The organism is Methylocystis heyeri (genome assembly GCF_004802635.2).
Taxonomy (GTDB): Bacteria; Pseudomonadota; Alphaproteobacteria; order Rhizobiales; family Beijerinckiaceae; genus Methylocystis; species Methylocystis heyeri.
In genome coordinates this window covers 199119-217631 of the sequence record NZ_CP046052.1, presented here as the reverse complement: position 1 = coordinate 217631, position 18513 = coordinate 199119, and the positions used below count along the sequence as shown (strand labels likewise).

Genomic DNA, 18513 nt, shown 5'->3' with positions numbered 1-18513 from the left:
TGGAAATAGCGTTGCCACACCGACCGGTTTCAATGAGCCGTACAGACCATGCAGGGATCGAAAGACCTCACGATATGCTGGACAGAGGCGGCGCGGGCGCCGAACCCCTGGAGCGGGGCGCCCTCGAGAGCCTGCTCCAGGGGCCCGGGAACCCCCTGCTCATCCCGGGGCGAGAAATTCCAGCCCGTGGGCGCGATGATCTGATAGCGGCGGATCTTGCTCCGGGAAACGCTCATCCAGTGGCCGAGCGATCCGCGCGCCGCTTCGATGAGCCCCACGCCCTGCCCTTCGTCGCGCAGCGGAGCCGAGGCGCAAAAGGGCTGATCGAGGGACAGGGACCTCGCCCATTCCTCCGCCGCGCGCGTCACGATCGCAATCTCCATCGAACGGGCGACTATGCGCGCGGCGACATTGGAGCCCTGCGACCGCGCCAGCAGGACGCGCGTCAAGGCGTGTCCGTGGACGGCGAGGCGGGCGATCGCCCCGACCTCGGCCGGACGCCCCCCGAGGCGCGGCGCCTTGGCGAAGGAATAGGCCTCCGCCTTCGCGATATCGGGCTCCGTTCTCGCGAGCATGGGATCCTCGGGGCCCTCACGCATGAAAGCGTGCGAAACATCTTCGCGGATCGCGGCGGGATCAAACGGCTCGGGCGACCCCGAGACGGGATCGAACAGGCCTGCGCCAAGCAGAGAACCCTGCGCCCCGCGATAGGCGCCATAGCTCATCAGCACATTGGCGGCGCGCCCCAGATTCTCGAGATCGAGAGCGCGCGCAATGCGCCAGAAAGCGGCGAAATCGCCGCCCGCCCCAGGCCCTTCGGCGTAGCTGTCCAGATCCTCGACCGTTCCCATTTCCAAAACCGATTCGAGGGGCGCCGCGAAGAAGACTTCCTCCAGAAAGCGGCGAAAGTCGCGCAGTATGGCTATGAGCCGGATCTTCTGGCCGAGATCGACGCTGCATGTGGTTCCGCCCGGCTGAAAGGCCAGACTATGGGGCCATTTGCCGGCGAGCAGGCCCATGATTTCGAGGAGACGCCGACGCGCCGGCAGAACTTCGTTTGCGGCCGAACCTTCTACCGCCTTGAAGCGGCGCTCCGCCGCCCCATGCCAACCCGCCGGCGCATATTGTGCGCGAGCGAAGTCCGGCATGAAGAAAATATAGAAATGCGTCAGATGATCGGCGAGGTTCTCGGCGGCATGGGCTAGATTGGCCGCGACCACGCCATTATGCGCGGGCTCCGCCTGATGCAGCGCGCGCAGCGCCGCCGCTGCGGCCATCGATTGCGACACCGAACAGATGCCGCATATGCGAGGCGCGACGGCGAGCGCGTCCATGGCGGGGCGGCCCGGCAGGATCTGTTCGAATCCGCGATAAAGCGTCGTTGCAACCCTGGCCGCGACAACGGCGTCGTCCTGGATGTCGAGCGACAATTCGAGATCGCCCTCGACGCGGTTGAACGGGCCGACGAGAAGACGGCTCATTCTACCGGCTTTCTTTCAGAGCGCGGCATTGCGACGATGTGATCGGCCGTCGCATTTTCGCGCACGCGCGGCGGGGTGGCCGATTTAGACAGCGCCGCCAGAACCATGAACCACGCTTTCGGCATGTCGGCGGGAAGCCCGACCGGAACGCCGCCGATCTTGGGCGTATTGTGGAAATCGCGAATATCCTCGAAATTGGGCGAGGTGCAGGCGATGCAGGCGTAGCCGCCCCTGGTGCAGGAGCCGGAACCGCTCCAGCCGCGCTGGTTGCAGTCGCCCGCCGCCTGCGTCGCCTTGCAGCCCAGATGCTCCATCAGGCAGCCGCGCTGGGAAGGTTCTTCGGCGCTGGCCTTGAATTCATAAAATTCGTTGCGGCTGCAGCCATGATGCGCGAGGTGGCCGAAAATGAATTTCGGCCTCCCCAGCGCATCGAGATCGTCGGCCGCGAGCGCCCCGAGCGCGAGCGCCGAGAGCGTCTCCATTATCCAGCCCGAGTGAGGCGCGCAGCCGGCGATGTTGACGACCGGCAGACCGAGGCGCGAACGATAATCCGCGCCGAGAGCGCCCCCCGCGTCGCTTTCACGAAACTGCAGGCCCGCCGCGTCGGTGGGATCGGGATCGGCGGCGGCCATGCCTCCGAAGGCGGCGCAGGAACCGATCGCGACGCAGTAATCCGCCCTGGCGGCGAGGCTCTGCGTCCAGTCGAGCATCGAGCGGCCGGTCCCCGCGAGGCGGTTGAAAAGCCCCGTCCCGTCCGGCCCGCGCAGCACCGCGCCCTCGATGCACAGCGCGTGAAGCGGCGTCTCTCCGCTTTCGATCCGCTCCAGCGCGAGCCGCGCCTCTTCGCCGGTCTCTTCGCTGACGCTCGGATGCCAAAGCAGCCGGAAACCGGCGGATTCGAGTTCGCGGAACCAGCCCTTTTCGCCATATTCCAGGGTCGACATGGTGCAACCGCCGCAACTGCCGGCCTGGAGCCAGAGGATGTTGAAAGGGTTCGGGCTCATATCCGCTCCTGGGCTCCGCCCGGCGTGCGGGCGCCGTCGATCGGCAGGCGCACCGTGAGCACGGCTCCGCCGCCGGCGCGATTGGCGGCGACGATGGACCCGCCGTGTTCCTTTATGATCGAATAGCTGACCCAGAGCCCGAGTCCCGTTCCCTCGCCTACGCTTTTCGTCGTGAAAAAGGGCTCGAAAATCTTGTCTGCGACGCCTTCGGCGAAGCCGTGCCCGTTGTCTTCCACGACGATCTCCGCCTCGCCGCCCAAATTCCGGATCGCGACGCGTATCCTCGGCTCGGCGACGCTCTCGGCGGCGTCGAACGCATTGACGATCAGATTGACCAGAACCTGATGCATCTGCCCTTCATGCGCTTCGGCGACGACGCCGGGCTCGCAATCGAACAGGATATCGGCGCGCCTGTGCTTGCTGCGCGAGGCCCAGTTCGCCGCCGTGCGGGCCATGCGCTCGAGATCGATCCGCTGGATCTCGGCCGGGCGGCTGAACGAGAGGCGCCGCAGGTTTCTGACGATCTCGCTGATGCGGACCGCCCCCTCCATCATTCCTTCCGTCAGCGATGGCAGATCGGCCAGAATGGCGTCGATCCGGTGCGCCCGCCAAGCCTCGCTTTGGCGGGTTTTCTCTCCGGTCTGCGCAAAATAATCCGAAAGCGAACGCCGGTATTTCTCCAGCGCATGCACATTGCCGTAAATGAAGCTGATCGGGTTGTTCAGCTCATGGGCGACGCCGGCGACGAGACGCCCTATGCTCGCCATCTTCTCCTGTTCGATGAGGGTGCGCTGGGCCTGCTGCAATTCGATGTGCGCATTGTGCAGCGCTTCATATGCGCGCCTCAGTTCGCCTATCGGCCGGCCGGTCAGCACCGCTCCGACCCGGCGGCCGGCATGGTCGAAACGGGCCGAGCAATTCACCGCCATCAGTCTGGCCACGCCGTCGACGCAAAGAAAGCGCAGCTCGCATTCGGTCACGTTTCCTTCGCCGCCGTGGGCGATCCTGCGCAAAACGGAGCGGTCCTCGGCAAGGATGTAATCCGCCAGCGACGCCCCGCGCAGACTGTCTTCGTCGAGGCCGATCAAACGCTGGAACGCGGGGTTGACCTGGACGATCAGGCCTTTTTCATCGGAAACCACCAGAATGTCCGAGACGCAGGCGATCACGCTGGAAATGAACTGCTGCGCTTCTTCGAGCTCGGCGTTCTTGGATTCGAGGTCGGCTTCGTAACGAATGAGATCGGAATAGACTTCGTCGACCTTGCGAACGACCTCCGGCCATATGTTCTCGGTCTGCGCGTCGTCGGGGAGCCCGAGGCTCCCGGAAAGAAGCTCGAGCATATTGCCGGGTCTCGAACTCCTATTCGTCATCATCGCGTAGATCCCGCTCGATCTTGTAGCGCTCGATCTTGTTGCGCAGCCCGACGCGGGACAGCCCCAACTCCTCTGCGGCGCGGCTGATGTTGCCCTCGAACCGTCGCAACGCGTCTTCGATCATCTCGCGCTCCAGCGCCTCCACCCGCGCCTTCAGCGTGTTTCCTGCGGTGACGTTCTGGACCGGGCGCCGGGGCGCCAGGACGCGAGCGGACAGCAGCCTCGCCGGCAAAGGCTCGTCGGTGTCGGAAAGCGCCACCATGCGCTGGATTTCATTGTGCAGTTCCCGCACGTTTCCCGGCCAGTCATATTTGAGCAGCCCGTCGATCGCCTCCCGTGAAAAACCTTTGATATTGCGCCTGAAGTTGCGGTTGACCTCGACAAGAATGCAGTTCGCGATCAATTCTATGTCGCGCGGCCGCTCGCACAGCGGCGGCAGATGAATGGGAAAGGCGGCGACGCGGTAATAGAGATCGCCGCGGAAACGCCCTGCGGCGACTTCCTCCTCCAGGCTGCGGTTGGTTGCGGCGATCAGGCGAACATTGACTTTCCGCGATCTGAGGGCGCCGAGCGGGCGGATCTCGCCCTCCTGCAGCACGCGCAGCAGGCGCACCTGGAAGGCGGCCGAAGTCTCGCCGATCTCGTCGAGAAAGATCGAGCCTCCGTTGGCGAGTTCGAAGAGGCCGATGCGATCCTGATAGGCGCCGGTGTAAGCGCCCTTCTTGCAGCCGAACAGCTCGCTTTCGAGCAGTTCGTCCGGCAGCGCCCCGCAGTTCTGCACCACGAAAGGCCTGCCCGCGCGCTCCGAACCATAATGTATCGCGCGCGCCAGAAGCTCTTTGCCGGTGCCGGAGGCGCCGGTGATAAGCACCGAAATGTCATATTCCGTCGCCCTGCGCGCCAGCGCGACGACAGAGGCGACGGGACTGTCGGGACGGTGGATGATGCGGCCGAATTCGAAGAGCCGCTGCTCCTTGCGCCGGCGCGTCTCGATTTTCTCGGCGAGCACCTCGGAGGCGGGCTTGTTTTCCGCTCCTGCGCCCCCGACCTCTTTTTGATAGCGGTAGAGCTGCGCCGCCGCGCGCACGCTCGAAATCAGCTTTTCCGGCTGCCAGGGCTTGGTGATGTATTGATATATGCCGGCTTCGTTGACGCCGGCGATGATATCCTCCGAATCCGCATAGCCGGAGATGATCATGCGGATGGAATCGGGCCAGGTCATGCGCGCGCGCTTCAGAAAATCGACGCCGCTCTCGCCGGCCATTCTGTGATCGCACAGGATGACCTGGACCAGTTCGCCCTGGAGCACGCCTTCGGCCTCTTTGGCGCTGGCGACGCAGATGACGTCGAATTCGTCGCACAGCACGCGCTGCAAGGTCTCGCGCGAGCGAAGCTCGTCGTCTATGACGAGAACGGTCGCGGAAACGCTCACGACGTCATCGGACCGAAAAGCGTTCGCTTCGCTGCGCATGGCTTCAGCAAATCCTCGGGAGTTGCTCTCCCGAAAGCCAATCGACGATGCGCCCGCCGCCAAAGCCGGTTTTCATCTCGACGAAATTGTTTTCATCCTCGACCACATGCCCGATCATCGACGCGTTTTTTCCCAGAGGATGGGCGCGCATGGCCGCGAGCAGCGTTTCCGCGGCCTGCGCTTCGCAGATTGCGACCAGCTTGCCCTCATTGGCGACATAGAGCGGATCGAGCCCCAGAAATTCGCAGGCCGCAGCGACCTGAGGCTTTACCGGAATGAGAGCCTCCTCGATCGCAAAGCCGACATCCGACTGAAGCGCGATCTCGTTGAGCGCGGCGGCGAGACCGCCCCGCGTCGGATCGCGCATGACCCTCAAGGAGCCTCCCGCCGCGGCGATCATATCGGCGACGAGGCCGTGCAGCGGCGCGGAGTCGGAAAGGATCTCCACGTCGAACTGAAGATTCTCCCGGCGCGACATGATGGCGACGCCGTGATCGCCCATGGAGCCAGAGACCAGCACCGCGTCGCCCGGCCGTGCCTTGTCGCTCGAAAGCGAAATTTCTTCGGGGAGCACGCCTACTCCCGCAGTGGAAATGAAAACCCCGTCGGCCTTGCCGCGCTCGACCACTTTGGTGTCGCCGGTGACGATGGGAACGCCAGCGGCGCGCGAGGCTTCGCCCATGCTTTGCGCGATGCGCTCGAGGTCCGCAAAGGGAAAGCCTTCCTCGATGATGAAGCTCGCGGAAAGATATTTGGGCGTCGCGCCGCCCATCGCAATGTCGTTGATGGTGCCGTGGACGGATAGAGAACCGATGTCCCCTCCCGGGAAAAACAGCGGCGAAACCACATAGCCGTCCGTGGTCATCACGAGCCGGCCCGGCAATGCGTCGAGCGAAGCCTGATCGTTGTTGCTGCGCAGCCAGTCGTTGTCGAAGGCGGCGTGAAAAATATCATTGATGAGCTGGGCCATGGCGCGCCCGCCCGAGCCGTGGGAAAGCTCCACTCTTCCGTTTTTGATATCGAGCTTTCGGCGAATGGGTTTTGCGCGATTCACTGTAATACGCCCTCTTTTTGAGTCCGCGCGCGGTCCCTGAACCGCCCATAGGCGTAATGCGCAGCGCAAGAGCCTTCCGACGACACCATGCAGGACCCCATCGGCGTTTCTGGCGTGCAGAGAGTTCCGAACAGCTTGCAGTCCATGGGACGCTTGGCGCCGCGCAGAATGGCGCCGCACTCACAGGCGGGGTTGTCGGCCGCCGCTTTGGTCTCTATTTCGAAGCGCCGCTCGGCGTCGAAAGCGGCGAAGGCGTCCCTCAGCCGCAAGGCGCTTTTTGCTACCGCGCCGAGGCCGCGCCACTCGAAACTGTCGCGCAGTTCGAAAACCTCGGCGATCGCTTCCAGCGCTCTTGCGTTGCCTTGCGGCACGACCGCGCGGGCGTATTGGTTTTCGATTTCGCAGCGGTTCTGATTGAGCTGGTGCACCAGCATCAGGATCGACTGCATCACATCGAGCGGCTCGAAGCCCGAGATCACCACCGGCTTATGATATTCCGTCGCCACGAACTCATAGGGCCTGGAGCCGATCACCGTGCTCACATGCGCAGGCCCCACAATCCCGTCGAGCGGCGGAACGCCCTCTTCTTCTCCCGCCAGAATGGCGCGCATGGCGACAGGCGTCAGCACGTGATTGCAGAAGACGCTGAAATTGGCGCAGCCCTCGGCTTTCGCCTGCCTGACGGCGAGAGCGGTGGGCGGCGTAGTGGTTTCGAAGCCGATGGCGAAGAACACCACCTCCCGCCGGGGCTCGCTGCGGGCGATGCGCAGCGCGTCCAGCGTCGAATAGACCATGCGAATGTCGGCGCCGGCGGCTCTCGCCTTGAGCAGGCTGGCCCCGTTGGAGGCCGGCACGCGCATCAGGTCGGCGTAGGTGCAGAGCGTCACGTCAGGCCTCGCGGCAAGCCTGATGGCGTCGTCGATGCGGCCCACGGGGAGAACGCAAACGGGGCATCCTGGACCGTGGATCATCCTCACATTGGCCGGGAGCATGTCCTCGACCCCATAACGGGAAATGGCGTGGGTGTGACCGCCGCAAAACTCCATGAAACGGTATGTCCTGCCCGCTTCCGCCTCGGCCGCGATCGCGGCGGCGAGCCCCTTTGCGAGGGCCGGATCGCGGTATTCGTCCACATATTTCATGAGGCGTTCCCTACCAGTGCGGCCTCGCGCAACAGGGACAGCGTCAGCTCCGCTTCTTCCGGGTCGATCCTGGAAAGAGCGTAGCCGACGTGAACCACCACGAAATCGCCCAGGCTCAAATCTTCGACCAGCGCAACATTGATCACTTTCGATACGCCGTCCATATCGATGCGGGCCATATCGTCTCCGAGAAGCTCGGTCACCTTTGCAGGGATCGCTAGACACATAAGGCAAGTTCCTCGGCTGTGCGTGATTGAACGAAGCTGCGCGCGACAACGGCCTGACCGAAGGAAATTCCGCCGTCGTTGGGAGGCAGCCGGCGCGCCAGCAAAACCCGCAAACCCGCAGCCTGCAGCCGCCGGGTCAACCCTTCGGCGAGAATTCGGTTCATCAGGCAACCGCCGCCGAGCGCCACAATATCGAGCCTTTGCGCCTCGGCCGCCCGCAGGATGAAGGCGGCGCAGCCTTCGACGATGGTCCCGTGGAAAAGCTCGCTCCCTTCCTGCGGCGTAAACTTCCGATCGGCGAGCGCGGCGAGAAGCGGTCCGAAATCGAGTTCGACCTCGGTCATTTCAAATCCGCCTTCCATCGCGCAGGGGACGGCGGCCAACGCCTCCATCTCCATTGCGGCCTGGGCCTCGTAACGCTGACCGGATGAAAAGCCGAGCAGCGCCGCAGCGGCGTCGAAAAGCCGCCCCATGCTGCTGGTGACCGGCGGCGCGTAGCCTTTCTCGATAAGGCCCTTCATCTCGATTGCGCGCGGCTCCCCGGCGAAAAGCCGCTCCGCCGCGTCCAGCCGGCCGAGCTTCGCCAGGGCCCCGACGCCCATGCGCCAGGGCTCGCGCGCGGCATGGTCGCCGCCCGGCGCCGGCAGAGGCGAGAGGCCGCCGAGACGCCGCCATGTTGCGCCCTCAAAGCGCATCAGTTCGCCTCCCCACGATTGGCCCGCATCCCCGAAACCATGCCCGTCGAGCGCGAGGCCGAGCGCCGGCCCCTCGATGCGGTGTTCCGCCAGCACGCCGGCGAGATGGGCGCAGTGGTGCTGCACGCGAATGAGCGGCGCGCCCTGCCCTTCCGCCCAGCGGGTCGAATAATAATCGGGATGAAGGTCGCAGGCCACATATTCGGGCGCAACGTCCAGCAGATCGAGCAGTTTTGCCGCTGTTTCGCGGTAAAAGCGGGTCGTCGCGGCGCCCGAGAGATCGCCGATATGCTGCGATACGAAAGCCTCGCGCCCGCGCGTGACGGTCAGGGTCGCCTTGAGATGCGCGCCGGCGGCGATGACGCAAGGTCCGTCCGAGGCGAGCTCGATCGGCTCGGGCGCGAAGCCCCTGGCGCGGCGCAGGAACGCAGGCGCGCCGCCGACCAAGCTCAAAACCGAGTCGTCGACCCGTGTCACGATCTCTCGGTCATGGGTGACGATCAGGTCGGCGATGGAGGCGAGCTGCGCCTGCGCTTCGTCGTTGTCCTTCACCAAGGGATCGCCGCCGAGATTCGCGCTCGTCGCCACCAGGATCAGCTCCTGCGGACTGTCCCTCCAGGCCTGGTCCTTCGGCGCTCCCGCCGCCTCGTGAAAAATCAGATGATGCAGAGGCGTGTAAGGGAGCATGACGCCGATGCGCCCAAGCCCCGGCGCGACCGCACGAGGCAGCGCGCCCGCGCTTTCCATCAGCACGATCGGGCGCGTCACGCTCTGGAGCAGGTCGAGCTCCTGCGGCGCAGCGCGCGCTGCCTTCCCGACAGAAGCCGGATTGGCGACCATGACGGCGAACGGTTTGGCGTCGCGTTGCTTGCGCCGACGCAATTCCTCCACCGCGCCGGCGTTGCGCGCGTCGCACATCAGATGGAAACCGCCGACGCCCTTCACCGCAACGATCAAGCCCGAGATCAAGGCTGCGGCGATTTCTTTCGGCGCATGCGAGAGCCGCGGGCCACAGGTCGGGCAGGCGATTGGCTCGGCGTGAAAGCGCCGATTGCGCGGGTCGCGATAATCGCGCGCGCACTCCGGGCACATCGCGAAGGGGGCCATGGAAGTCTGCGCGCGATCATAAGGCAGGCGCCGGCTCAGGGCGTAGCGCGGCCCGCAATGGGTGCAGGTGACGAAAGGATACAGGTAAAACCGACTGGCGGGATCGAACAGCTCGTCGAGGCAACTTCGGCAGACGGCCGCGTCTGGCGTAATCCGGGTTTGGCTCTTTCCGGCGACAGATTCGAGAATGAGAAAACCGAAATCCTCGCCGAGCGGCAATTCCTCGACCTCGATCGCGTCTATCCGCGCCAGAGGCGGCGCATCGCGAGAAAGCCGTTCGAGAAAGCGCTGAACGTCGCCGCCCTGCGCTTCGAGCAGGACCCCGGACGCGTCGTTCCTGACGAAGCCGCTCAAATCCATCCGCGTAGCCAGGCCGTAGACGAAGGGCCTGAATCCCACGCCCTGCACCGCCCCGCGCACCCGCACGCGAAGCCGCTGCGACGCCTGCGAAGGGACTGCCACGACGCGGCCCATCTTCGCCTATTCCGGAACCGCTATGCGCGCCGCCCGCGTCTCGATCCAGGCGTAGAACGCCTGCAGCCCTTCTCCGGTGCGCGCCGAGACCGTCAATATCTGCAGATTGGGATTGACCCTCAGCGCAGCGGCCATGCAGGCGCCGCAGTCGAAATCGAGATGGGGCAGGAGGTCGGATTTGTTGAGCAGCATGAGGTCCGCCGCCGCGAACATGTCGGGATATTTGAGCGGCTTGTCCTCGCCCTCCGTCACCGACAGCACCACGACCTTATGCGCCTCGCCGAGGTCGAAAGCCGAGGGACACACGAGGTTGCCGACATTCTCGATGAAGACCAGCGCGTTCTTCTCCGGCGCGAGCGCATCGAGCGCATGCCCGACCATATGTGCGTCGAGGTGGCAGCCCTTGCCGGTATTGATTTGCAGGGCGCGCGCGCCGGTCGCGCGGATACGCTCCGCGTCGTTCGAGGTTTGCTGATCGCCCTCGATCACAACGATCCCATGGCCGGCCTTCAGATCCTCGATAGCCCGCACGAGCAGGCTGGTCTTTCCCGCGCCGGGGCTGGAGACGAAATTGAGCGCGAAATTGCCGTTGGTCGACAGGCGGTGACGGTTCTCCCGCGCATAGGCGTCGTTCTTGGAAAGGATGTCGCGCTCTATGCGGACGATGCGCTCCTGGCTGAGGCCGGGCGCGTGGACGCCGGCGAGCCCTGCTCCGTAATCAATCGCTTCGCCATCATGGTCGTGATGCGAATGATCGTGATCGTGCGGATGATGATGATGCGTATGGGCGTGGCCGTGATCATGGCTGTGGCCATGGTCGTGCGGCCCGTGGCCGTGGTGATGGCCATGCTCATGGGCGGCTTTCTTTTCGGCCGCGCCGGCGCTTTCGACCGTGCCGGTTCCGCATCCGCAGACAGTGCACATCAGACGACCTCCAGTTCAAGCAGGCGAAAATCGTCGCCGCGCGTCATTTGGACGTGGAACCCGTTGCAATCCGGACAGGGCCCGAAGCGTTCGCCAATGGCGACTTCCTTGCCGCAATCGAGGCACCAGCCGGCGCCGGGAACGGCGACGAGATCGAACTGCGCGCCTTCGCACATCGAACCGCGCGCGACCGCATCGAAGCAAAAGCGCAAGGACTCCGGATCGACGTGGCTGAGCGCGCCCACGGCGAGACGCACCACGGAAATCCGGCTGGCGTCGGCCTTTCGCGCCTCTTCCTCCGCGAGATCGACCAGGGCTTCCATCAGCGACATCTCATGCATGACGCGCCTCGCGAATTTGGATCGCGCATGGCGCGCAGGGGTCGAACAGGGCCGCGTGGACGCCGATGAGCCAGTGGAGTTCGCTCTGGCCGAATCTCGCGCCCGCGAGCGCGGCGGAAAAAGGGCCCGACGGGTGAAAATTCCATTCCGTGGGCGCAAGGATATCATAATTCTTTATTGCGCCATAAGAATCGAGCTCGACGCGATGGCACAGGAATCCGCGGGGAGAATCCACCATGGCGAAACCCTCGCCCGGCCCCTCGGATCTGATCGCGACGACGCCCACCCCGGAGCCGCGCCCCTCGGGCTCGTTCAAGGCCTCCAGCGCCTGGGCGATGTCGATCAGCCGAGCCTGAAGCCTTGCGGCGAGCAGATCGCCGTCACGGCGAAGCAGATCGAAACGCCGCGCAAACACGCCGGTTTCGGGAGCACGTCCGGGCAAATGAGGACGGCTGACGAATTCCGAGCCTCCCTTGCGCAAGGCGAGATGCACCCTTTCGGCGTCGCCGCCAGCCAGAAAATCCACCTCTGCGGGAAAAGGCGCCGGCTCCGCGAGGCTCGCAACGTCGCGCCAAAGGAGAGCGAACCACCCCTCGGGCGGCCTATCGGCGCACAGCGGCGCCCCGAGCGCGAGCGCCGATTGCCGGAGCGCGGCATGGATCGCGGCCTCGTCACAACTCTCTGCGCAAGCGCTTCGAGCCGCCTTCAGCGCCTCGCGCAACGGTAAGCCGCAGGCGCGGCGGTCCGCCGCGCCGGGCCAGTCCATGACGCTGGCGCGCAACAGTTCAGCGACGCGCTCGGCGTCGATCGCGCGCGCCCACCGCCGCCGTACGGCGTCGTTTATCGTCAGCGATTGCGCGGCGGCCAGGGCGGCCTCGCAGGCGATGCGCTGGGAGGCCGCGCATAATGTGAACAGCGTTTCGATCAGGCGCGGCGCGGCGCTTGCCGCAACGCCCTCGAGCAGGCGCGAAGCGCCCAATGTTTTGCGCGGCGTAATATTCGCTCGAATGCGGCCGCCGTCCAGCAGCTCCGCCTCGATGCCGATAGCGGTTCCGACCGACAGCGGCGCCGTCACGGCGACGGCCTCGCATCCCGCCGCGTCCCAAACAGCATGGCCCGACGATCGAGCCCCGAGGCTTCGGGCGTCGGGACCCGCGCTTCCTCGAACAAGGCGTCGAGAACCGCCGTCGCGGTCGCGCGGGCGGCGGCCTGATCGGCGAATTCATCCATCGGAGAGAACAGCGAACAATTATGAACCAGGCCGAATCCTTCGATATCCGCCGCAACAAAGCTCGCCGAGCCGGCGGGAAAACGCCATTGCGCCGCCTCGCCGGAGGAGACCGGGGGAAGCGCGCCCCGTCCGGCGCCGCAGATCGTCAGATTCATGAACCAGGGCGCAACCAGAACACCGCACGCATATTCGCCGAACGGCCGAAAGCCCACCGCCTCGACATCCAGCCGCGAGTTGAAAACCGGCAACTCCCTCATGCGGTCGCTTGCAGTCCGATAGTAATTCGCGAGACGTTCCCCGGCGCCGCAAACCGCACTTTCGAAATCAGACGCTTTTGTCATCGCCCAGCCTCAGGAATTTCGAGCGCGGCGCGTCGCAGCATGGGCAACGCCAATCCTCGGGCAAGGCCGAAAAGGGCGTGCCGGGCGGGATCTGCCAGACATCGTCGCCGGCAGCGGGATCATAGACCTGCCAGCATACGCCGCATTCCATTTTGGCGTCATCGGGGAGATCGGCGGGAGCGTCGAAGTTTTCGAAGCTCATTTGAAATAGGCCTCGTGGATTTCGCTCAGCCTTTCGCTGGAATCGAGGAAATCCTCGTCAGCAGCAAGGGCGACCACGGGAACGCCGCCGATTTCGAGCGTGTCGAGAATGATCTCGTCCATCGCGTTGAAATATTGGACGGACCAGACATGCCGCGTCGCCGTCGCATGAACGCGACACTTGCCGTAACCGCGAGAGACGAGATTGACCGGCCCCCCGCCGAGAGAGTCCTGGAGAAAGGACATGTCTTCGGGCGTCATGGGAAAAAGCGAGAAGTTGACGGCATGGGAAGGGTCGCCTTCGCTGAAATTTGCGACCCGTTCCCGTATCTCCGCGAGAAGCGGCATTACGTTCATCGCGCCGGCCGGCGCCTCGCCGAAGGCGACGTCATAGGCGTTGACGACCGCGGCGCGCCTCACCACCTCCGGAATAGCTGCAATTTCGAGATAATCGCCGACAAGCTTGTCGTCGCCGCCGGTGAAGCGCACCCTCCAGAGGCCCGCCATCGTCGCTTCCACGATCTGAGCCGTCACGCCGTCGGGCAGGGAGACGACGCCGCTCACCTCGCCCGCTCCGAGCGCTTGCGTCAGCAGCTCGCGTTCCTCCTCGTTGTAGTCGGTCACATCGAACAATTGGCCCGGCTGATCGGCTTTCTGGCCCGCAAGCGCGGCCGACAGCTGTGGCAGCAAGGCGCCGACCCTCGCGCAGCGCCGGATCAACTGCTCCGACTCGGCATGGGCCAGGGCGCTCGCTCCGGCCTTGCGGGCTGAAAAATCGTCCCCGACGCCGATCGGCATGAGCGTCACGGCGGCGTCTTCGCCCTCGGGCGCCACCCAAAATCCCGCTTTCATGGTTTCAGGCTCCGCGGCTGAAGGTGATTTCGGTTTGCGGTCGCCTCGCGCCGGTCAGCGCAGGCGTCGACGGGTCGAGCAGGCGTTCGATTTTTCCGATGTAATCCGCCCAGTCGTAAACCTTGGGAAACACCCCGAGAGGCTCGCGCCCCCGCATCGCCACGAGGCTGGGCGAGGCAAAGGCGAACAGCCGCGAGCGAAGCTTTTCCTCCGCCTCCGGCGCGACCAGGGCGCCGCGCAGGCTGGAGGAAAAATGCGCCAGCAGCTCGGGAAAAATCACCAGCACGTCGGCTGTCTCGGCGCGCTGGGCGCCGTCGCCGGAAAGCAACAGAAGAGCGTGCAGCCCTTCTCCCGCCGCAGCGTCGAGAAAATCGTCCAGCGAAGACTCGTCGACGACCGGCAGCGCCAGCCTTTCGGTCAACCGGCGCAAAAGCGGCGACATCCTTGGCTCCCCCAATGTCTCTTTTGTCGTTGGGCGCCCGGCAGCAAGCGGGGCGCCAAGCCATAAGACGCAGCATAATGTGCTTCGGCGCCTAGAACAGGAGAAAATTCAGACGGCCGACCGAGCCGAAGCGGGCGGCCAACTGGAAATACACTAACCACAACAGGAAACAATCTTACTACATGGCGTCGCCTCGCCTCCTGAACATAACCCCACCCGCAAATCTTATAAGCACACATATAGATTAGCAGCTATGATTTCGCTGGCACTGTCAGAGAAAATAAATAACTCCTACTGCAAAGCGAAACACTAAATAATCTCCGACACTTACTATGCATTGTAATCGTGTTGTTTTTTAACACCTTGGAGATAACAAGATAACATGATAGCAGCTTATTTGCCTGCATTTCTAATAGACCCAGCGTTATCGTTGGGAATAACAGAGGGAGTTAGAAATGAATCAGAGGCATATCACGAAAGCCATGCTGGCAATTCTCCCGCTCGCGTTTTCCTCCACCCTGGCAAGCGCCGAGGTAGCGCCAAACACTTTGCCGGGGTCGAAGGAACTCGCTGCGCTACTGCAAAACGTTCCAGCAGGAGGCCATTCCTACAAATATACCGGCGGGATCAGCGGCGCCCCATTCAACGTAACCCCCTCCGCCCTGTCTCCCGGCTGGTATGGGGTGCATTGCTGGAACCTTCAGAACTACTGGAATGGCACGACTTCCTACACCATCGCCTACACGGTGGAAGGACTCGTCTGGCTCTGGGCCGTGAACAGCATCCTGGCGAGTTCAATGGAGCCCGTGATGATCGACGTATGCCAGAGGGGATCGTATGCCTTCTTCCACGTGTTCGACAACTCCGGCAACTGGGACGAAATCCAGATCAAGTAAATCGTGGCGACGCTTTGAAGCCTAGAGCGTTTTCCGACCGGGCGGCATCATCCGGTCGATAAGAAATCGCTCCAGATCATAAGTTGGAGCGCATGCCTTTAGCAAAACCATGTCTACTTTCGCGACGGCGCGCTCCAGTGCGACCTTTAAAGACATGCGGCCATCCCCAGCTCGTTGTGGGACCGAGAACCTTTCTTCTGTGGTCGCATGCCATTGACACAGGCGCATATAAGCGTCCAACGGCATAGCCGTGGGCCGACATGCGGGCCTCGGCCCGCATGTTGGTGCAAGATGAACCGAATCTCCTCGGCCTACCCGCCCCGGGCCCGCTCGCCGAGCTTGGCGGTAAAGCGCTTCAGAGCCGAAGAACGGTCGTCGCGGTCGAGCGCAACATGGATCAGCGACCAGCCCGAAACATTCGAGCGCGCCTCGATCAGCGCCGCCTCCATCTCCCGCTCGGTCTCGACCTCGAAGCCCCGGCCGCCCGGGATTGCTTTCGCAAGCTCCGCGTAGCGCCAGGACGAAATGTCGTTGAAGGCCCCGTCCAGCATCGGACGCTCGGTGCCATAGCCGCCATTGTCCAGAACCACCACTATCGGATTCATGCCGAAACGCGCCGCCGTCGATATTTCTATGCCCGTCATCTGGAAGGCGCCGTCCCCGACCAGCACCAGCGGCCTGAGCTTCGGCGCCGCCGCCTTTACGCCGATCGCGGCGGGAACGGCGAAGCCGAGCGAAGCGTAATAGGCCGGAGCCAGGAAGTGGGCGCCGTCGCTGATGAAGAGATCGGAGGCTCCGAACAGGGCGTCGCCCGGATCGGCGATGACGATCATATTCTTATCGAGGAAGGCGTTGATGTGATGAAACAAGGCGGCGACCGTCATTTTCCGGTCCGCGGGAACGAAAGGGCCAGGATGCCTTGGATGATCGAAAGGCTCGAAACGGCGCTTCTCCCAGTCGTGTTTCGAAAGGGCGGCGATGAAGTCCTCCATGCGGACGTCGTCATAGGTGTGCAGGCCCACCGACACCCGATCCTTCGCCGAATAGATCGACGTCCGCCTGTTGATGCTGGCCGTGTAGACGCCCAGGTTCACGTCCGTCATCATGGCGCCGAGCAGCAGCAGGCAGTCGCTGCTCTCGACATAGCGCTGCACGCTCTCCAGGCTGAGAGCCCCGCCATAGACTCCGAGATAGGAGGGATGGCACTCCGGGAAAACCGACTTTCCCAGGATGGTGGCCGCGACCGGAATTCCGCTGCGCTCGACCAGCGCCGCAAGCGGCTGCTGCAAATGAAAGCGATGAAGCTCCTCGCCGGCGAGAATAACCGGCCGGCGGGCTTCCGACACCCGCGCGACAGCCTCTTCGACCGCAGCGTCGAGCGCTTCGCCGTCGCTCGAATCCGGCGGAAGCGGGCCCGAGGTCGCAGGCGCGATGCCGGCGAGCGCCATGTCGCGTGGCAATTCTATATACACCGGGCGGCTGTGGCGCTTCGCCAGGGCGAACATGCGGTCGATTTCATCCGCCGCGCTCAGCGGATCGTCGAGCGACGCCGTGCCGACCGTGAGCTCCCGAAAAATCCGAATCTGGGTGTCGAAATCCTTGACCTTGTGGTGCAGCAGTGGGTTGCGCAGCCGCTCGCGACGACCGGGCGCGCCGCTGATGATGATCAGAGGCGAGCGCTCGGCGTAAGCCTGCGCCGCCGCATTGGCCGCCTTCAGCCCTCCGACGCAATAAGTGACGACGCACGCCCCTATTCCGTTGATGCGCGCATAGGCGTCGGCGGCGAATCCAGCGCCCTGCTCGTCGCAGGTGTTGATGATCTGAATGGGGCTCCTTTCGAACTCGGAAAACAGGGTAAGACAATAATCGCCGGGGACGCCGAAGACATGGTTGACCCCTTCTTCCTGGAGCCGTCTTACGAGATATGCGCTGATGCTTTCCGTCATAGCAGACCTCTCCAAATTCTGACCCGCCTGAAAAACCGGCGCCGCAAGCCATTCTGCCGCGGCGGGCCGTCGATATTAAGCCGAAAACCATGCGACCGAACGCCGCCTGCAGACCAAGTAGCGGCGGCCCCTTGCGAAAGGAGATGAATTTCAGGGCGGGGGCGGACCGCCGCTCGCTCGACTCGGCGCCGCGACGCCATACTTACCTTGCTGTGGCCCCCGCCTCGCTCGCATCTCAGGCGCCCGCGAAGGCCCCGGGCGCGGCTCTCCGCAGCCAGGATCGTAAGCGCATGAACACCGCAAATCTACAGCTCGAGGGCTTCTATGTCGTCCTCGCCGCCCTGCTCGAGGCGATGTGCGAGAAGGGACTGTTCCAGCAGAGGGAGCTCGAGGCGCTTCTGGCCAGGGTCGAGTCGAAGCTGACCGAAGACTCCAACAGACCGGCCGAAATGCGGGACTCCAACATCGAAGCCATTCGTTTTCCTGTCCGGTTCCTGAGGCAGGCGCTTCGCGAGTCCTCGCAAGGGTCCGGCGTCTCTTTCGCCCATGTCGCCTTGCGCGTAGGACAGGAAAAGAAAGAACATCGCTGACGCGGCCAGCCCGGCTAAAACTCAAGAACCCCGGCGTACGATTTTGCTTCGCAGGAGAGCCCGTGCAGCGCGCTATGTTCTCTCTCTCCCGCTGCAATTGCCGCCAGTCTTGCAACTCATGCCTGATCGCGCTGCAGCAGCACTGGCCCTGAGCCGTTGGCGGCGCCTAGCTCGTCTGAAGGATTACGTAGTGGACAATCCTCAAGCGACAGGCATCCACATCCGATGCAGCTATCCAGATGGTCGCGCAATCGGGTCAGTCCGTCGATGCGAGCCTGCAAAGACTGCCGCCAATTGGCGACCATCTCGCGGACATCCGCCGCCGTCGGCTGCTTTCCAGCCGGTATCGGCTTCAGGAGGGTAGTGATTTCCGCCAAAGGAATTCCAAGGTGCTGCGCCACCCGGATAATGGCGATGCGCCGCAGAATGTCTCTCGAAAAGCGCCGCTGATTGCCGCGGCTGCGAGTCGCTGCGATGAGTCCCTTGGCCTCGTAGAAGTGCAAAGTCGAAACCGCGACGCCGCTCCGCTGCGCCACTTCTCCCACCGTCATGTGCTGGGGCGGTTTCCCATTTCTGTCCACAGCGAAATATCCCTTGACCTCAACCATGCTTGAGGTTTTATACGAGGTGTCCGCTTGCCTTTGCAAGCCCTTCGGCCAAGCACGGCCGAAGCATCTCCCGCGTCGGCAGCCGTGTTCGCATGACGGACCGGCGAGAC

19 protein-coding genes are annotated in these 18513 nt (G+C 63.8%); 2 read left to right on the top strand and 17 right to left on the bottom strand.

Annotated elements, in window-relative coordinates:
• Window positions 1-29 precede the first annotated feature (29 nt).
• The 15 genes from H2LOC_RS00895 to H2LOC_RS00825 are packed head-to-tail and all read right to left on the bottom strand — an operon-like array spanning window position 30 to window position 14363.
• Complete coding sequence (locus H2LOC_RS00895) at window positions 30-1481, bottom strand: nickel-dependent hydrogenase large subunit (protein WP_136494674.1); 1452 nt, start codon at window positions 1479-1481, stop codon at window positions 30-32.
• Window positions 1478-2485, bottom strand: a complete 1008-nt coding sequence (locus H2LOC_RS00890) for an NADH-quinone oxidoreductase subunit B family protein (protein WP_136494673.1) — start codon at window positions 2483-2485, stop codon at window positions 1478-1480. The genes H2LOC_RS00895 and H2LOC_RS00890 overlap by 4 nt, the downstream gene beginning before the upstream one ends.
• Window positions 2482-3861: a PAS domain-containing sensor histidine kinase gene (locus H2LOC_RS00885; RefSeq protein ID WP_246206927.1), complete on the bottom strand. Its 1380-nt coding sequence runs from the start codon at window positions 3859-3861 to the stop codon at window positions 2482-2484. Before H2LOC_RS00885 ends, H2LOC_RS00890 begins: the two co-directional genes overlap by 4 nt.
• Entirely contained in the window at window positions 3848-5293 is a 1446-nt protein-coding gene (locus tag H2LOC_RS00880; protein WP_136496935.1) for a sigma-54-dependent transcriptional regulator, read from the bottom strand. Before H2LOC_RS00880 ends, H2LOC_RS00885 begins: the two co-directional genes overlap by 14 nt.
• A 43-nt stretch (window positions 5294-5336) precedes the next feature.
• Window positions 5337-6386 (bottom strand): hydrogenase expression/formation protein HypE, encoded by a 1050-nt coding sequence (hypE, locus tag H2LOC_RS00875; RefSeq protein WP_154331532.1) that lies wholly within the window; start codon window positions 6384-6386, stop codon window positions 5337-5339.
• Window positions 6383-7528, bottom strand: a complete 1146-nt coding sequence (hypD, locus tag H2LOC_RS00870; protein ID WP_136494672.1) for a hydrogenase formation protein HypD — start codon at window positions 7526-7528, stop codon at window positions 6383-6385. The genes hypE and hypD overlap by 4 nt, the downstream gene beginning before the upstream one ends.
• Window positions 7525-7755 (bottom strand): HypC/HybG/HupF family hydrogenase formation chaperone, encoded by a 231-nt coding sequence (locus tag H2LOC_RS00865; protein ID WP_136494671.1) that lies wholly within the window; start codon window positions 7753-7755, stop codon window positions 7525-7527. The genes hypD and H2LOC_RS00865 overlap by 4 nt, the downstream gene beginning before the upstream one ends.
• Window positions 7746-10031 (bottom strand): carbamoyltransferase HypF, encoded by a 2286-nt coding sequence (gene hypF / locus H2LOC_RS00860; RefSeq protein WP_136494670.1) that lies wholly within the window; start codon window positions 10029-10031, stop codon window positions 7746-7748. Before hypF ends, H2LOC_RS00865 begins: the two co-directional genes overlap by 10 nt.
• Before the next feature lie 6 nt (window positions 10032-10037).
• Window positions 10038-10955: a hydrogenase nickel incorporation protein HypB gene (hypB, locus tag H2LOC_RS00855; RefSeq protein ID WP_136494669.1), complete on the bottom strand. Its 918-nt coding sequence runs from the start codon at window positions 10953-10955 to the stop codon at window positions 10038-10040.
• Window positions 10955-11296 (bottom strand): hydrogenase maturation nickel metallochaperone HypA, encoded by a 342-nt coding sequence (gene hypA, locus H2LOC_RS00850; protein ID WP_136494668.1) that lies wholly within the window; start codon window positions 11294-11296, stop codon window positions 10955-10957. The genes hypB and hypA overlap by 1 nt, the downstream gene beginning before the upstream one ends.
• Window positions 11289-12371: a nickel-dependent hydrogenase large subunit gene (locus H2LOC_RS00845; protein ID WP_136494667.1), complete on the bottom strand. Its 1083-nt coding sequence runs from the start codon at window positions 12369-12371 to the stop codon at window positions 11289-11291. Before H2LOC_RS00845 ends, hypA begins: the two co-directional genes overlap by 8 nt.
• The gene (gene hybE / locus H2LOC_RS00840) at window positions 12368-12868 is read right to left on the bottom strand and encodes a [NiFe]-hydrogenase assembly chaperone HybE (protein ID WP_136494666.1); all 501 of its coding nucleotides are present in this window, start codon (window positions 12866-12868) and stop codon (window positions 12368-12370) included. Before hybE ends, H2LOC_RS00845 begins: the two co-directional genes overlap by 4 nt.
• The gene (locus H2LOC_RS00835; RefSeq protein ID WP_136494665.1) at window positions 12852-13070 is read right to left on the bottom strand and encodes a rubredoxin; all 219 of its coding nucleotides are present in this window, start codon (window positions 13068-13070) and stop codon (window positions 12852-12854) included. The genes hybE and H2LOC_RS00835 overlap by 17 nt, the downstream gene beginning before the upstream one ends.
• Entirely contained in the window at window positions 13067-13921 is an 855-nt protein-coding gene (locus tag H2LOC_RS00830; protein ID WP_136494664.1) for a hydrogenase expression/formation protein, read from the bottom strand. Before H2LOC_RS00830 ends, H2LOC_RS00835 begins: the two co-directional genes overlap by 4 nt.
• Window positions 13922-13925: 4 nt before the next feature.
• Window positions 13926-14363 (bottom strand): thioredoxin domain-containing protein, encoded by a 438-nt coding sequence (locus H2LOC_RS00825; protein ID WP_136494663.1) that lies wholly within the window; start codon window positions 14361-14363, stop codon window positions 13926-13928.
• A gap of 455 nt (window positions 14364-14818) precedes the next feature.
• Between H2LOC_RS00825 and H2LOC_RS00820 the strand changes: the two genes are divergently transcribed.
• Window positions 14819-15259, top strand: a complete 441-nt coding sequence (locus H2LOC_RS00820; protein WP_136494662.1) for a hypothetical protein — start codon at window positions 14819-14821, stop codon at window positions 15257-15259.
• 311 nt (window positions 15260-15570) lie between these two features.
• On the opposite strand, the gene H2LOC_RS00815 is transcribed toward H2LOC_RS00820, so the two are convergent.
• Window positions 15571-17205 carry an alpha-keto acid decarboxylase family protein gene (locus tag H2LOC_RS00815; protein ID WP_136494661.1) on the bottom strand — a complete coding sequence of 545 codons (1635 nt, stop codon included), beginning with the start codon at window positions 17203-17205 and terminating at the stop codon, window positions 15571-15573.
• Between the two features lie 290 nt (window positions 17206-17495).
• Here H2LOC_RS00815 and H2LOC_RS00810 point away from each other — a divergent pair, with 290 nt between their 5' ends.
• The gene (locus H2LOC_RS00810) at window positions 17496-17795 is read left to right on the top strand and encodes a hypothetical protein (protein WP_136494660.1); all 300 of its coding nucleotides are present in this window, start codon (window positions 17496-17498) and stop codon (window positions 17793-17795) included.
• A 116-nt stretch (window positions 17796-17911) separates the two neighbouring features.
• On the opposite strand, the gene soxR is transcribed toward H2LOC_RS00810, so the two are convergent.
• Window positions 17912-18403 carry a redox-sensitive transcriptional activator SoxR gene (gene soxR, locus H2LOC_RS00805; protein ID WP_246206926.1) on the bottom strand — a complete coding sequence of 164 codons (492 nt, stop codon included), beginning with the start codon at window positions 18401-18403 and terminating at the stop codon, window positions 17912-17914.
• Window positions 18404-18513 lie beyond the last annotated feature (110 nt).

Bases quoted from the DNA above. Each gene is read 5' to 3' on its own strand.
- H2LOC_RS00895 (WP_136494674.1), bottom strand. From the start codon at position 1,481: ATGAGCCGTCTTCTCGTCGGCCCGTTCAACCGCGTCGAGGGCGATCTC.
- H2LOC_RS00890 (WP_136494673.1), bottom strand. From the start codon at position 2,485: ATGAGCCCGAACCCTTTCAACATCCTCTGGCTCCAGGCCGGCAGTTGC.
- H2LOC_RS00885 (WP_246206927.1), bottom strand. From the start codon at position 3,861: ATGATGACGAATAGGAGTTCGAGACCCGGCAATATGCTCGAGCTTCTT.
- hypD (WP_136494672.1), bottom strand. From the start codon at position 7,528: ATGAAATATGTGGACGAATACCGCGATCCGGCCCTCGCAAAGGGGCTC.
- H2LOC_RS00865 (WP_136494671.1), bottom strand. From the start codon at position 7,755: ATGTGTCTAGCGATCCCTGCAAAGGTGACCGAGCTTCTCGGAGACGAT.
- hypF (WP_136494670.1), bottom strand. From the start codon at position 10,031: ATGGGCCGCGTCGTGGCAGTCCCTTCGCAGGCGTCGCAGCGGCTTCGC.
- hypB (WP_136494669.1), bottom strand. From the start codon at position 10,955: ATGTGCACTGTCTGCGGATGCGGAACCGGCACGGTCGAAAGCGCCGGC.
- hypA (WP_136494668.1), bottom strand. From the start codon at position 11,296: ATGCATGAGATGTCGCTGATGGAAGCCCTGGTCGATCTCGCGGAGGAA.
- hybE (WP_136494666.1), bottom strand. From the start codon at position 12,868: ATGACAAAAGCGTCTGATTTCGAAAGTGCGGTTTGCGGCGCCGGGGAA.
- H2LOC_RS00835 (WP_136494665.1), bottom strand. From the start codon at position 13,070: ATGAGCTTCGAAAACTTCGACGCTCCCGCCGATCTCCCCGATGACGCC.
- H2LOC_RS00830 (WP_136494664.1), bottom strand. From the start codon at position 13,921: ATGAAAGCGGGATTTTGGGTGGCGCCCGAGGGCGAAGACGCCGCCGTG.
- H2LOC_RS00825 (WP_136494663.1), bottom strand. From the start codon at position 14,363: ATGTCGCCGCTTTTGCGCCGGTTGACCGAAAGGCTGGCGCTGCCGGTC.
- H2LOC_RS00820 (WP_136494662.1), top strand. From the start codon at position 14,819: ATGAATCAGAGGCATATCACGAAAGCCATGCTGGCAATTCTCCCGCTC.
- H2LOC_RS00815 (WP_136494661.1), bottom strand. From the start codon at position 17,205: ATGACGGAAAGCATCAGCGCATATCTCGTAAGACGGCTCCAGGAAGAA.
- H2LOC_RS00810 (WP_136494660.1), top strand. From the start codon at position 17,496: ATGAACACCGCAAATCTACAGCTCGAGGGCTTCTATGTCGTCCTCGCC.
- soxR (WP_246206926.1), bottom strand. From the start codon at position 18,403: ATGGTTGAGGTCAAGGGATATTTCGCTGTGGACAGAAATGGGAAACCG.